The following is a 12,360-nucleotide window of genomic DNA, read 5'->3' on the forward strand; positions in this document are numbered from 1 at the left end:
ACGCGGAGGGCCGCGTACTATCGGGCAGGAAACGACGACCGGGAGAGGTTCATGCAGGTGTTCCACGTCTACATCGACGACCTGAGGTTCACCTTCGTCGACCGTGCTCCGGTCGAGGAGCTGAAGGCCCGGATCGTCCAGGCGAGCAGGAACGACGGCGACTTCGTCTCCATCTCGCAGTCCAGCAGGCCCCCCAGCGAGATCTTCGTCACCGCGCAGACGCGCGTGCGGATCGAGACCGCCACCATCCCGCGCGACCCCGTCGCTTCCGGAGCGGTCGCCGGAGAGGACGACGACGACGCGTTCTGGTTCGACTTCGACTCGCTGGCCTGAAGTCAACCGCTTCCCACCGGGTCGTCGACGGGGGATGCTCGTGTCATGTCGACGACGTCCCTCTGGCTCGAGACCTCCCCGCCCATCCCGACCGACGCGTTCGAATGGGACGGGCGTTACGACACCATCGTCGTCGGCGGCGGCCTGACCGGACTCGCGACCGCCCTCATGCTGGCCCGTTCGGGCATGCGCGTTCTGGTGCTCGAAGCGCGCAGCGTCGGCGCGGTCACCACCGGCAACACCACCGGGAAGGTGAGCCTGCTGCAGGGCACGACGCTCTCCTCCATCCGCCGTCATGCCTCCGAGGCCGTGCTCTGCGCGTACGTCGACGGCAACTCGGCCGGACAGGGCTGGCTGCTCGACTTCCTGGAGGAGCAGGCCGTTCCGTATGAGACGCGGGACGCCGTCACCTACGCGACGACGCTCGACGGGCTGGACAAGCTGGATGCGGAACTCGCCGCCGCGCGTGTGGCGGGACTCGACGCCGTCGAGGAGCGCACCACCGAGCTCCCGTTCCCGGTGGAGGGCGCACTGACCCTGGGCGGCCAGGCGCAGGTACACCCGCTGAGGGTGCTTGCCGCCCTCGCAGCCGAGTTCCGGCGGCTCGGCGGCCGGATCGTGGAGGGCGAACGCGTCACCGACGTGTCCGCCGCGAAACCAGCGGTGGTCACCAGCACCTCCGGAACCTCCCGCGCCGACCAGGTCGTCCTCGCGACCGGCACGCCCATCCTCGACCGCGGGCTGTACTTCGCGAAGGTCGAGCCGACGCGCTCCTACGTCACGGCCTTCCGGGTGCCCGGCGACATCCCGGAGGCGATGTACCTCTCGGCCGACGCGCCCACCCGCTCGCTCCGCACCGCGACGGCGGCGGACGGCAGCCGACTGCTCCTCGTCGGCGGCAACGGGCACCCCGCCGGACGGGCGGACTCCCCGGCCGAGAAGCTCGCCGACCTGACCACGTGGGCCGAGCGCACCTTCCCGGGGGCGGAACGCACGCACTGGTGGGCGGCGCAGGACTACCGGTCGGCCAACCGCATCCCGTTCGTCGGCTGGCTTCCGCGGGGACGCGGCCGCGTCTACCTCGCGACCGGCTACGACAAGTGGGGGATGACGAACGCCATCGCCTCCGCACTCAGCCTCACCGCCGACCTGACCGGGGAGACGCTGGAGTGGGCGCGGGTGATGCACCACCGGGTCACCCGGCCGGCCGACATCGCCTCGGGCGTCGCGATGAACGCGGGAGTCGGCAAGGCCGCCGTGACGGAATGGGCGTCCGCGCAGACCGCTCCCGAGGTCGGCGACGAGCCGGTCGCCGAGGGCACCGGAACGGTCGGCCGCCGCGGCCGGACGCCGGTGGCCGTCTCGACGGTCGACGGGACGACGTGCGCGCTCACCGCCGTGTGCACTCACCTCGGCGGCGTGGTGCGCTGGAACGACGCCGAGCTGTCGTGGGACTGCCCGCTGCACGGGTCACGCTTCGCCCCAGACGGCACAGTGCTGGAGGGGCCGGCCACCCAGCCGCTCTCGCCCGCTCCCGCCGCGCGGCCGGCGGAGACCGGCGCCTGACGAGCCGCCCCCGAGCGCACCGCGGCGCCCAGGCCGGGCCTAGTCAGCCCGATCCGCCCGGGAGTAGGGTCGCGGCATGACGAATCCAGACGACGAGAGCACACCGCGCCCCGCCGGACCCACCGGGGCAGGCGAGCCGGTCAGCCCGCCGCCGGCATCCGACCCGACCCCTCCTCCGCCGCCGCCCAGCCAGGGCTTCCCCGCCGCACCGCCGCCCCCTCCGAGCAGCCCCCCGGCCGCAGGAGCAGCCGGCGCCTCGACGGTCGCGCCGACTGCACCCCCGACCACGGTCAACATCGCCTTCTGGCTGTACATCGTCGGCGCGGTGCTGAGCGTGGTCAGCGGCATCATCACGATCGCCGTCGTCTCGGGCTCGCGCGCGGACCAGGTGCGCATCATCGAGCAGCAGGGCGGCGACCTCAAGGGCCTCACGGCGCAGCAGGTCGCGGACGCCTCCGTCACCTTCCTGGTGACGTGGTCGATCGTCACACTGATCTTCTGGGCCATCGTGTTCGTCCTCTTCGCCTACTTCATGCGTCGCGGAGCGAACTGGGCGCGCATCGTGCTCACGGTGCTCACCGTCCTCTCGCTGCTGAACCTGCTCACCGGATTCGGCACGGGGCTCCTGCAGGTGCTCGCGACGATCGTCGCGGTCGTGCTGATGTGGCTGCGCCCCTCGAGCGCGTACTTCGCGGCGGTCAAGGCCGCAAAGGGACCCCGCGTCTGACCCCTCCCGCGCGTACACTCGCCGCATGGACCTGCGGGAGGTGGCCGGCAAGCTGTACTCGGTGGCACCGGCCGACTTCATCGCCCGCCGCAACGCCGCCGCGGCGGGCGCCGACCGGTCGACGGCCCAGCAGATCAAGACGCTGCGCAAGCCGTCGGCGTCGGCGGCCGCCATCAACGCGCTCACCCGTGAGCATCCCGACCTGGTCGGCGATGTGCTGCAGATCGGCTCGCGGATGCGCGACGCCTTCGCGTCGCGCGACCGCGCTGAGATCCGGGCACTGACACAGGAACGCCAGCGGCTGCTGCAGCGCGCCACCGAGGGGCTGGACCTCAGCCCGGCCGTGCAGCGCGAGGTCGAGGAGACCCTTCAGGCAGCCGTGATCGATCCGGCCGCAGCCGCGGCGGTGCGCAGCGGGATGCTGATCCGCGCCCTGGAATCCACCGGCCTCGAGCAGGTGGACGTCTCGGACGCCGTCGCCCTGCCGATCGACATCGAGGACTTCCCCGCGCCGCGACCGGGCCGCCCGAAGAGCCGGGCTGGGAGCGGCGGCGGCCGTGCAGCCGAGGCGGGCGACGAGACATCGGCCGGAGCCGGGCCCGACGAGTCCGGTGAGCCCGACGAGTCCGATGAGCCCGACGAGTCGCCGAGCGAACGGCGGGAGCGTCAGCGCCGCATCCGGGCCGCCGAGAAGGTACTCGCCCGCGCCCGCGAAGACGCGGAGGCCGTCGACGACGAGCTCGACGAGACGGTGGATCACCGCGGCGACCTGGAGTCCGAGCGCGACGCGCTGCAACGGCGCCTCCAGCGGATCACGGACGACCTGAGCGAGACACGCGCCGCCGAACGCGAGCTGCGCTCCCGTCTGTCGGACGCGCAACGAGCGGTCCGCGAAGCGGAGAAGGCCCTGCGCGACGCACGCGACGACTGAGAGAGGGGGTCAGCCGGGAAGGTGACGGCTGAGTTCGTCCTCTGGCATGATCACCATGCCGCCGGTGCGCTGCGAGGTGTGCATCAGCGCTTCGAGCCACTGCGGGTTGATGGCGGGCGGGCGGCTCCCGCTGAACTGGAACGCCAGCGGAACCTCGCGGCTGATCCAGAGCGAGACGCGGCCCGAACCCTGCTCGACGGGCACATCCCAATTCAGCAGAAAGCTCTCGTGGCGGCGCAGCTTGGCGACGATCGCAAGCTTGACGTGGCTGAGCACTCGATCGTCGAGGTCATACTCCTGGCCTGCGCCGTAGACGAGTTTTCCCATGGTCCTCATAGTGCCCTAACGACGCACGCAAATCCTCTCGCGTCAGGGGGATTGACTCCGGGACCGGACCGTGGTTAAGAGGTCGGCCGCCAGGAGCGCCTGCAGTATGAAGATGCGCAGTTCGCAGTCACGCAACCCGACGAATGGGATCTGAACCCTGGGAGCGGCCTGGCAACAGGGCCGATCCGCCATCCGTTCCCGCCGCGCCTCCGGATGACTCCCCGGCGGGCGGTCCCTCCCCCGCCGGGAACAGGCGCGGCACGCCGATGGCGACCAGGGGCGCGCGGCGTGCCGCGACCTGTGCTCCGGCGTCGAATCGCCCGTACCCCTCGACACCGCGTCGCAGCCCGCCGATAGGGTGGTCGGACGGGCGGTCCGAGGTGCGGGCGGCACGGATGACGTGAGGGGGTGCGCGTGGCGGAGGACGACGGCCTCGCGATCAGGATCCGCGGGCTGCACAAGCGGTTCGGGCAGAAGGTCGCGGTCGACGGGATCGATCTCGACGTGCCGTCCGGCAGCTTCTACGGGCTGGTCGGACCGAACGGCGCGGGCAAGACCACCACGCTGAGCATGGCGACCGGGCTGCTCCGCCCGGACGCCGGCGAGGTGCTCATCCACGGCGTCGACATGTGGAAGGATCCGCTGGCGACGAAGGCCATGGTGGGCGTGCTGTCGGACGGCGTCCGGCTGTTCGACCGCCTCACCGGCCAGCAGCTGGTCGAGTACGCCGGGCTCCTGAGCGGGATGGACCGCCCGACCGCGCAGCAGCGCACCCACGACCTCCTTCAGCTGCTCGACCTGGAGTCGGCCGGCGGCACGCTCGTCGTCGACTACTCCGCGGGCATGACGAAGAAGATCGCGTTGGCCGCCGCCATGGTGCACGCGCCGCGCGTCCTCATGCTCGACGAGCCGTTCGAGTCGGTCGACCCCGTGTCCGCCGCGAACATCCGCGACATCCTCCGCACCTACGTCGACGGCGGCGGCACGGTCGTGGTCTCGTCGCACGTGATGGATCTGGTGGAGCGGATGTGCGACCACGTCGCCGTCATCACCGCGGGCCGCGTCGTCGCCGCGGGCTCGGTGGACGATGTGCGCGCGGGATCCACGCTCGAGGACCGTTTCGTCGCGCTGGTCGGCGGGCGCCGCGTCGGGGAGGGGCCGGAGTGGTTGCGACACTCGTAAGGCTCCGCCTGCTCGTCCTCAAGAACTCGTTCCGCCGGAGCACCGGGCAGCTGGTGGCCGTGGTCATCGGCGCGATCTACGGCGCGGTCGGCCTCGTGGTCGTGCTCGGCGCGCTCGTCGGCCTGTCGTTCGCACCCGCGGAGGTCGCGACGACGGCCGTGGTGCTGGCGGGCTCGGCCGCCGTGCTCGGCTGGGCGGTGCTTCCGCTCCTGCTCTCGGGCGTCGAGCAGACGCTCGACCCCGGGCATCTCGCGGTCTACCCGATCGCCCTGCGGCCTCTGATGATCGGGATGCTGCTGAGCGGCGCGGTCGGCGTGGCGGGCGCCGCGACGACGCTCGCTTCGCTCGGAACCGCCCTGCCCTGGCTGCACTCGCCGGGCGTCGCACTGATCGCCCTGGTGACGGGTGTGCTCGGCGCCGCGACCTGCATCGTCGTGTCGCGCGCGGTCACCTCCATCGCGAGCGGGCTGTCGTCGGGCCGCCGGTTCCGTGAGGCGAGCGGGCTCCTCATCCTGATCCCGCTCATCCTCGCCGGCCCGATCATCATCGGCATCACCAGTGGCCTGCGGTCGTCGGCGGACGCCCTGCCCGCCGTCGCGGAGGGTCTCGGCTGGTCGCCGCTCGGCGCGGTCTGGGCGGTGCCCGGCGCCGTCGCCGCGGGCGATCCGCTCGGCGCCCTGCTGCGGCTGCTCATCGCCGTTGCGACCTTCGCCGTGCTCTGGGCGGTGTGGCGCTGGGGCCTCGCGCGCTCGCTGGTGACCCCGGCGCGCGCCTCGTCGCGCGTCCGCGCGCCGGGCACGTCCGGCCTGTTCGGCATCCTGCCCGGAACGCAGGCGGGTGCCATCGCGGCTCGCTGCCTGACCTACTGGTTCCGCGACCCGCGCTACCTGCGGCAGCTGCTCGTCATCCCGCTGCTGCCGGCGATCATGTGGTTCTACTCGAGCATCAACCACTCGACCGGCTACTTCTTCGCCGCCGGTCCGGTGGTCGCGTTCTCCCTCGGCATCGGGATGATCGCCGACGTGTCGTACGACTCGACCGCGTTCGCGCTCCACGTGTCGAAGGCCGTTCCCGGTCGCGCGGACCGCTGGGGACGTGCCTCGGCGATGCTGACGTTCGGCATCCCCGCCGTCGTGATCGTCTCCATCGGCTCCACGGCCTTCGAGGGCGATTGGCTGCCCGCGCCCGGCCTGCTCGGGCTCTCGCTCGGGATGCTGCTCAGCGGCGCCGCCGTCTGCGCGGTGACGTCTGCTCGCTTCGTCTTCCCGGTCCCGGAGCCCGGAGACAACCCGTTCCGGTCGCGCCCAGGCGCCAACATCTCGCTTCTGGGCCCGACATTCGCCGCGTGGGGCGTCATGGCCGTGCTGTGCCTGCCCGAGATCGTGCTGCTGGTCGTCTCCCTGGTCACCCGCGAGGCGATCTGGGGCTGGCTCGGGCTCGCGGCCGGTGTCGTCCTCGGCGCTGTGCTGCTCGCGATCGGCGTGCGCGTCGGCGGCCGGGTGGTGGATGCGCGCGCCCCGGAGCTGCTCCTGCAGCTGCGGAAGGACGCCTGAGGCGCGCATCCACGCCCCGAGGTGCACGTTGTTGCGGTCTGACGCGGCGTGTCGCCCGCACCTGCGTGCACCTCGCGCATCGCGGACCGCTCAGGATGGAGTGGATGCGCGACGCGCGTGCGCCGCATCCAGCACTCCGGTCAGGACGGCCTGCCACCCCTCCCTGAGTTGCGAGATGACGTCCGCACTCGTCGCGAATTCACGCATCCGCTCGCGACTCGATCAGCCGTGTCGGTGATGGTGCCCGATTGCATTGAATGTCACACAAGATCGGCGGCGTCACGCGAAGCGGGCGCGCTTTGTCATTGCACAATCATCGCCACCGCAGCGAAAAAGTCGGCGGGGAGTGGATCATCATCGAGTGTTCGATCTGCGGCAGCCATCGCAGAGTGCCTTCCCTACCTGCAGCCCGGGAGCGAGCGGTTCATGCGGGCGCGTTCCGGATTCAGCCAGGTCTCGGGCGAAAGTGTCGAGCGTCGCAATCCGGGGAGTTCCGCGTCGACCGCGATCGATCTGCCTCCCCAACGGGGGACGGCTTTGAGAAGGGCGGACGTGAGAACCTCATTGAGAAGCTCTCGAGCATGGCAACATAACGAATCTGGGGGAACCATTTGAGCTACCGCAACAAAACCTACGTCGCCTTCGCGAGCGAGAACATCAAGTCGTATCGGCTGATGGAGGCCTGGCGCGAGAACAAGCACATCGACTTTAACTTCTACGACGCGCATGACCTCAATGTCTCTCGCGATACCAGTCAGCCCGAAACTATCAAGCGGAACCTCCGCGAACGGATGAAGAACGCGAAGCAAGTTGTCCTCTTAGGAAGTTCGGACGCGAAGAGAAAGGGATCCGATGGCGCCTCATTCCTCGCACATGAGGTCAAGGTGCTGATGGAGTTCAACCTTCCGGTTGTGGTCGCCAATCTCGACGGCGACCGCACCATCGACCGCAACTTCATTCCCACCCCGCTTCTGAACGCCGACTACTACACGGTCTCGGTTTCTTTCCAGCCTGCAATCATCAGGTTCGCTCTGGACGGGTATGTTCCCGCTTTCGCCGCGGGCAACAAGTCGGGACCCCACTATTACAAGGAAGAGATCTACACCAAGCTGGGCCTGTGATGGATTCCGTCCTGCGCGACCTTCGGACATGGCGGTTCTGGAAGCTTCTCGGAACTCACGCTGCTGCTGCGTTCGGCGCTTTAGCTCTCGTTGGAGGGGTAGTTGTGCTCTTCCAACCGGACTTCTTTACTCATGCCGGCTGGATCGCACCATGTGCGTTAGCCACTTCTGCGGGATATGGACTAGTTCGCGCATGGCCGCGACCCATCGAGGCCCGCTATCAAGCACCGTCCACGACCATTCGGCTCGTGCGTGGAGATCTCTTCGATCAACCCGAATCGCACCTAGTGATCGGCGTCAGCGACACGTTTGATACGGCATCCCCTCATATTGCGACCGCGAGCGTCCAGGGGCAATTTCTACAACGGGTCTACGACAACGACGCCGCCAAGCTGGATGCCGATATTGAGGAACAGCTGGCGCACGTCGATTCGACCGGTACCATTCCGGGCAAACTCGGAAAGACCCTCACATATCCTCTCGGCACGACCATAGCGCTACGGGCAAACGCCCGCCGATACTTCCTTGTGGCTTACACCGCGATGGATAGCCGGAGCACAGCGTCCTCCACGACGGACGGCGTCTGGAATAGCCTGAGCGAACTGTGGAAGGTTGTCCGAAGCGAGAGTAACGGCAATAGGGTCTGCATACCGATGATCGGTGGGGGGCAATCCAAACTCTCCCCTGTGCTTCCGGCGGTGGACTCGGTCCGCTTTATTGCACTTTCCTTCATGCTGGCTTCACGAACCCAGAAGGTCTGCGACGAACTCGTGATCGTCGCACCGCCTAAACAGTACGACGCGCTAGACCATCTCGAGATCCAAGCCTTCCTCAATTCTCTTCGGCCATCATGACGGAGTGGTCACTCGATCTACCAAATGGGGATGGTTGCGCATTTTGTGACTATCTAACCGGAGCTCGCCCCTACACCGTCCTATGGCGGGAAGACCGCGTTGCCGTTTTGGTTACTCGAGAACAACGAGGAATCGCGCATCTGCTGGTCATTCCCATCCGGCACGTACCCACGCTGCTTGACATGGCCGACTCGGAGGCAGGCGACCTCATGATTGCCGTCCGTGACGCCGCCCACGCGATCGACCAGGTATTCGAGCGTCCGGGGGTGGCCGTCTGGCAGAACAACGGAACGGCCGCACATCAGGCAATTCCTCATCTTCATTTCCACGTCGCAGGGACACTCCCCGGCGGTGGAACTGACTTCGGTGAGGTGGCGGAAAGCTCCGTCGAGGAAACCGACGAGATCGGGCGCCAGCTGACGAGCTCCGTCCCCGCTCGGTCCGCTGTCCACCGAGTCGTAGAGCCGCGCCTTGCTCGAAGTGGCGGTGCGTGAGATACACGCACCGCTTTGGCGTCGTCGCACAGCAACCCCGGTGGGGCCCTGCTATGACCGGGTGCTAACGCGCGAGTCGGCGAGGTGGCGGCTGGATGTCACGACGCGCGGAGTTAGCGGCGAGAGATTGCACTTTTGGGATCGCCGTTCAGGTCACACACTCGCCCCGCGGGTGCGGCGCGCCGAGGATCTATGACATCAAGAAACTCTCGAGGATCGCCGTTACCGCGCGCGGGTCACCGCCGCGAAGTAGCCATTGTTCGGGACTCAGTTGTTTGTCGCTGACCTGCAGGCTGGACTTGGGGGTTGTCATGAATGCGAGTACCCCTGCGGGATGCCAATCCTCCGGTATCGCCCGGAGAACGCAACTCAGCCCAGACAAGACGGGATGTCTCGGGTCATCGGTAAATTGCCAGGTCGGGTAGAGAGTGTCACCGGCGAAGACGAACGCGAAAAGTTCTCCATCCTCACGGCGCTTGTCGACTTGGGCGACGCTAATGCCAAGCCGGCGAGCCACCGCCTCGACGATTAGCGACGCGTCGATTCCTGCTTGTCGCGTGGCTCGCTCCGCCTCAGCGAGTTCGCCTCTAGCGATCGCGGCTTGCGCGCTTTCGAGTGACTCGCGGGTGAACTCGCCTGACTCGACTAGATAGTCTGCCTGCTCCGCAGAGAGGGGTTCGCCTCGTGCCCGCTGGTACTCGAGTGCCCAGTCTCGTGAACGCCGCTTCATGCCGCGAACCTTAGTCGCAAACCGTGGTTGCCGCGCCCACCAGCAGTCAGGGAGTTCATCGCGGCGATCGCCGCGGATTGTCCCCCCGTTCGCCTCGGCGTTTTCGTTGCTGGGCGGAGGGTGCCCTTAGCAACGCTCCGCGATTGCGGCGTAGTGTGGTCGCGCACACAGGAGCTCAGCCACATGGCAGCGAAGTTGCATTGGCCCCTGATTTCAGCTTGTTTCACCGAAAGCGAGGGAGTCGCGATGCCAAACCCAGTGATTCCGAAAGCCATCCAAAAGGCGTTCGCGGAGCTGAAGCAGGCGGCTGAAGAGCAGGGCAAAGGCACCGACTTCGTGGTCGCCATCCTTCGAGAGCTAGCGGACGTGGTGATGGCCTCTACTCGCATCGCGCATCCAGCGGCCCCGGAGTCCGATGACCCACGATCGGTGTGAGGCAGCGACACTCAGCCGCGCTAGACGGCCACCGGTCAAGATGATCCTCCTTGACGGCCCGCCCGAGGAAGTGATTGGGCACTCGAGTGTCCCGGATCACTTTGGCGCACAGTGAGGGCATCCGTGGCCCTGCGAGCGGTGCCGGGGTGTCGCTTCCCAGACATGTCCTCTCGCGCATCGCCATGCGACTTTGAATGTTGATGTTGGTTTGGCGTGGTCCGGTGGGCGCGTGTTGCTGATGTCCCACTCTGCGGCAAGGTCTGGCCTCAAAGTACGCAAGTCGGTTTGGCCAGGGATTGCACGATGCCCCGAGCAGTAGGGGCATCCGACGCGACGTCGGCCGGTTCGGTTACTGACAACCGCTTGCCACACGTGCCCCGCCCGGCACTTCCACGTCGCTAGACGGTCCGAGTGAGCGGTCACCTCCTGGGCGGTGAGCGAGTTCGATGAGTCCCACTCGGTCGCGATGTCCGGGCGGATGGTGGCAAGGTCTGTCTTCCCGGGTATCACGAGCTTTCCGGAGCAATACGGGCAACCGCGGCCCTTGGAACGACTAATTACGATGGCGTTCCAGAGGTGCCCTTCGGCGCATTGCCATGTAACTTTCCTTCCCGAGTTGGGGAGTACATCTGTGGGGCTCAACTGGTTGCTGTGGTGCCATTCGGCCGCAAGGTCTGGCCTAACGGTAGCGAGGTCGGTTTCGCCGGGTAGCGCCCTTTTGCGGCCGCAGTATGGACAGCCCATGCCCTTCGAGCGGTTGCTGATCAGCGCCTGCCAATGGTGTCCGCATGGACCTTCCCACCAGACTTTTGCCGCTGACTTCGACCCCAGGGTGTGAGGGTCACGCGGACCGTTTCGCGAATAGTCCCATTCGGCAGCGAGATCGGGTCGACGAGTGACAAGATCGGTCTCGCCAGGGATAATGCGCTTCCCCGCACAGTACGGGCACCCTGAGCCGTTTCTCGTACGGTTATAGATGGCGGTGACCCACCGATGGCCTCGCCCGCAGATCCAGCTGACGCGGCGGTTGGATCGCGAATTGGCATGCGAAGGATCGCCTGAATTTGCTCCGGGCGTGTAGTCCCACTCAGCCGCTAACCCTGGAAACTGGGTGGCAAGGTCCGACTCGCCCAACCACGCCGACTGCCCCGCGCAGTACGGGCAACCGGCCAATGTGCGAACGTAGGGAGTCGTCTTCCACGCATGACCAGCATCACATGTCCACGAGGCCTTCAAAGACGTCCCCCGCGAGCTCCACGGATCGCGCGTCTCTTCATTTCGCCTCCAATCCCACTCGCCGATAGCTCGCGGGTTTCGTTGTATCCACAGAGGGTAGGTGGCGGTGACGTCGATGATTGCGGCAGTATTCACGATGTCTTGCGGAACGTCGAGCGGGTCGATGCGGGTTGGACGAATCTCGCGCCGAAAGCGCCGCAGCCACAGCACGATTCGCTCCACAAGTACATCCGCCGGCCCGGTGGCAGGTGGCAGCATCCGGGCTATATCCTCGCGGAGCTGCGCTGACGTGAGCACTACCCACCGTTCGATATTCCGCGGATTCGACAGCAATGCCAGCACAGCAACAGTCTCGGGAAACAGCAATGCGCGGCCCTGCACCTCATGGTCGTGAAGGCACTCCGATAGCGACGGTTTCCAGCCATCTGGCCGGGTTAGCCACGCGTTGTCCCGGACCATCTCCCACGCGCGAGCATGCAACCCCGCGTCAATCCGACCAGCGCCGGCGAGCCGGCGAAACAAGCGCTCGGCGTTCGCTTGGGTGCGGTCGAAGGGAACGACAATCTGAGTCTCCGGTGCCGTGCCAGGGCCCGCCCACACCATCTGAGTGGGATGCCGGAGGCACCAATTCTCACGGTCGTGTGGGATCTGCTCGACGTGATCACCACCGCCGCATAGGCGACACAAGTACCGCTGCGGGTAGCTCACACCAGCTTTGGGCTGCGCCAGTTGCTTGAGAAGCAGATAGTGGCCTGCTGGGCGACCGGCTGCAGCTTCTACCGTGACTGCTGCTGTCGCCTCATCGGCCCAAACCTTGTAGATGTAAGGCTGCTTTCGGGACGTGAGGCCTCGCTCGACGAAATCAAACGGA

The 12,360-nt window shown here is 67.1% G+C and carries 13 protein-coding genes; 10 read left to right on the top strand and 3 right to left on the bottom strand.

Annotated elements, in window-relative coordinates; genetic code table 11:
* Positions 1–51: 51 nt before the first annotated feature.
* The 4 genes from BJ963_RS13860 (at position 52) to BJ963_RS13875 (ending at position 3,557) form a co-directional block, all read left to right on the top strand.
* On the top strand, positions 52–333 hold the full coding sequence (locus tag BJ963_RS13860) for a hypothetical protein (protein WP_179457231.1): 282 nt from the start codon (positions 52–54) through the stop codon (positions 331–333).
* A 45-nt stretch (positions 334–378) separates the two neighbouring features.
* Positions 379–1,899, top strand: coding sequence for an FAD-dependent oxidoreductase (locus tag BJ963_RS13865; RefSeq protein ID WP_179457232.1), 1,521 nt, complete (start codon positions 379–381; stop codon positions 1,897–1,899).
* Positions 1,900–1,975: 76 nt separating this feature from the next.
* The gene (locus BJ963_RS19240; RefSeq protein ID WP_246298067.1) at positions 1,976–2,626 is read left to right on the top strand and encodes a hypothetical protein; all 651 of its coding nucleotides are present in this window, start codon (positions 1,976–1,978) and stop codon (positions 2,624–2,626) included.
* 25 nt (positions 2,627–2,651) lie between these two features.
* Positions 2,652–3,557, top strand: a complete 906-nt coding sequence (locus BJ963_RS13875) for a hypothetical protein (protein ID WP_179457233.1) — start codon at positions 2,652–2,654, stop codon at positions 3,555–3,557.
* 9 nt (positions 3,558–3,566) lie between these two features.
* Here BJ963_RS13875 and BJ963_RS13880 read toward each other — a convergent pair whose 3' ends face one another.
* A complete protein-coding gene (locus BJ963_RS13880; protein ID WP_089916380.1) occupies positions 3,567–3,884 on the bottom strand; it encodes a DUF7882 family protein in 318 nt (105 codons plus the stop codon).
* 408 nt (positions 3,885–4,292) lie between these two features.
* Here BJ963_RS13880 and BJ963_RS13885 point away from each other — a divergent pair, with 408 nt between their 5' ends.
* The 5 genes from BJ963_RS13885 (at position 4,293) to BJ963_RS13905 (ending at position 9,088) form a co-directional block, all read left to right on the top strand.
* Positions 4,293–5,066, top strand: coding sequence for an ATP-binding cassette domain-containing protein (locus BJ963_RS13885; protein WP_179457234.1), 774 nt, complete (start codon positions 4,293–4,295; stop codon positions 5,064–5,066).
* Positions 5,048–6,619, top strand: coding sequence for a transporter (locus tag BJ963_RS13890; RefSeq protein ID WP_179457235.1), 1,572 nt, complete (start codon positions 5,048–5,050; stop codon positions 6,617–6,619). Before BJ963_RS13885 ends, BJ963_RS13890 begins: the two co-directional genes overlap by 19 nt.
* A 611-nt stretch (positions 6,620–7,230) precedes the next feature.
* Entirely contained in the window at positions 7,231–7,740 is a 510-nt protein-coding gene (locus tag BJ963_RS13895; RefSeq protein WP_179457236.1) for a TIR domain-containing protein, read from the top strand.
* A 248-nt stretch (positions 7,741–7,988) separates the two neighbouring features.
* Entirely contained in the window at positions 7,989–8,594 is a 606-nt protein-coding gene (locus BJ963_RS13900; RefSeq protein ID WP_179457237.1) for a macro domain-containing protein, read from the top strand.
* Positions 8,591–9,088, top strand: a complete 498-nt coding sequence (locus tag BJ963_RS13905) for an HIT family protein (protein ID WP_179457238.1) — start codon at positions 8,591–8,593, stop codon at positions 9,086–9,088. Before BJ963_RS13900 ends, BJ963_RS13905 begins: the two co-directional genes overlap by 4 nt.
* 190 nt (positions 9,089–9,278) lie before the next feature.
* On the opposite strand, the gene BJ963_RS13910 is transcribed toward BJ963_RS13905, so the two are convergent.
* Positions 9,279–9,818 (bottom strand): hypothetical protein, encoded by a 540-nt coding sequence (locus BJ963_RS13910; protein WP_179457239.1) that lies wholly within the window; start codon positions 9,816–9,818, stop codon positions 9,279–9,281.
* A 183-nt stretch (positions 9,819–10,001) separates the two neighbouring features.
* Between BJ963_RS13910 and BJ963_RS13915 the strand changes: the two genes are divergently transcribed.
* The gene (locus tag BJ963_RS13915; RefSeq protein ID WP_179457240.1) at positions 10,002–10,253 is read left to right on the top strand and encodes a hypothetical protein; all 252 of its coding nucleotides are present in this window, start codon (positions 10,002–10,004) and stop codon (positions 10,251–10,253) included.
* 96 nt (positions 10,254–10,349) lie between these two features.
* Here BJ963_RS13915 and BJ963_RS19605 read toward each other — a convergent pair whose 3' ends face one another.
* A complete protein-coding gene (locus BJ963_RS19605) occupies positions 10,350–12,092 on the bottom strand; it encodes a zinc-ribbon domain-containing protein (protein WP_425484730.1) in 1,743 nt (580 codons plus the stop codon).
* Positions 12,093–12,360: the final 268 nt, after the last annotated feature.

It is taken from the genome of Leifsonia soli (assembly GCF_013408745.1).
GTDB lineage: Bacteria > Actinomycetota > Actinomycetes > Actinomycetales > Microbacteriaceae > Leifsonia > Leifsonia soli.

Excerpts from the sequence above, each read along its gene's own strand:
- BJ963_RS13860 (WP_179457231.1), top strand. The coding sequence starts at position 52 with ATGCAGGTGTTCCACGTCTACATCGACGACCTGAGGTTCACCTTCGTC.
- BJ963_RS13865 (WP_179457232.1), top strand. The coding sequence starts at position 379 with ATGTCGACGACGTCCCTCTGGCTCGAGACCTCCCCGCCCATCCCGACC.
- BJ963_RS19240 (WP_246298067.1), top strand. The coding sequence starts at position 1,976 with ATGACGAATCCAGACGACGAGAGCACACCGCGCCCCGCCGGACCCACC.
- BJ963_RS13875 (WP_179457233.1), top strand. The coding sequence starts at position 2,652 with ATGGACCTGCGGGAGGTGGCCGGCAAGCTGTACTCGGTGGCACCGGCC.
- BJ963_RS13880 (WP_089916380.1), bottom strand. The coding sequence starts at position 3,884 with ATGGGAAAACTCGTCTACGGCGCAGGCCAGGAGTATGACCTCGACGAT.
- BJ963_RS13905 (WP_179457238.1), top strand. The coding sequence starts at position 8,591 with ATGACGGAGTGGTCACTCGATCTACCAAATGGGGATGGTTGCGCATTT.
- BJ963_RS13910 (WP_179457239.1), bottom strand. The coding sequence starts at position 9,818 with ATGAAGCGGCGTTCACGAGACTGGGCACTCGAGTACCAGCGGGCACGA.
- BJ963_RS13915 (WP_179457240.1), top strand. The coding sequence starts at position 10,002 with ATGGCAGCGAAGTTGCATTGGCCCCTGATTTCAGCTTGTTTCACCGAA.
- BJ963_RS19605 (WP_425484730.1), bottom strand. The coding sequence starts at position 12,092 with ATGGTGTGGGCGGGCCCTGGCACGGCACCGGAGACTCAGATTGTCGTT.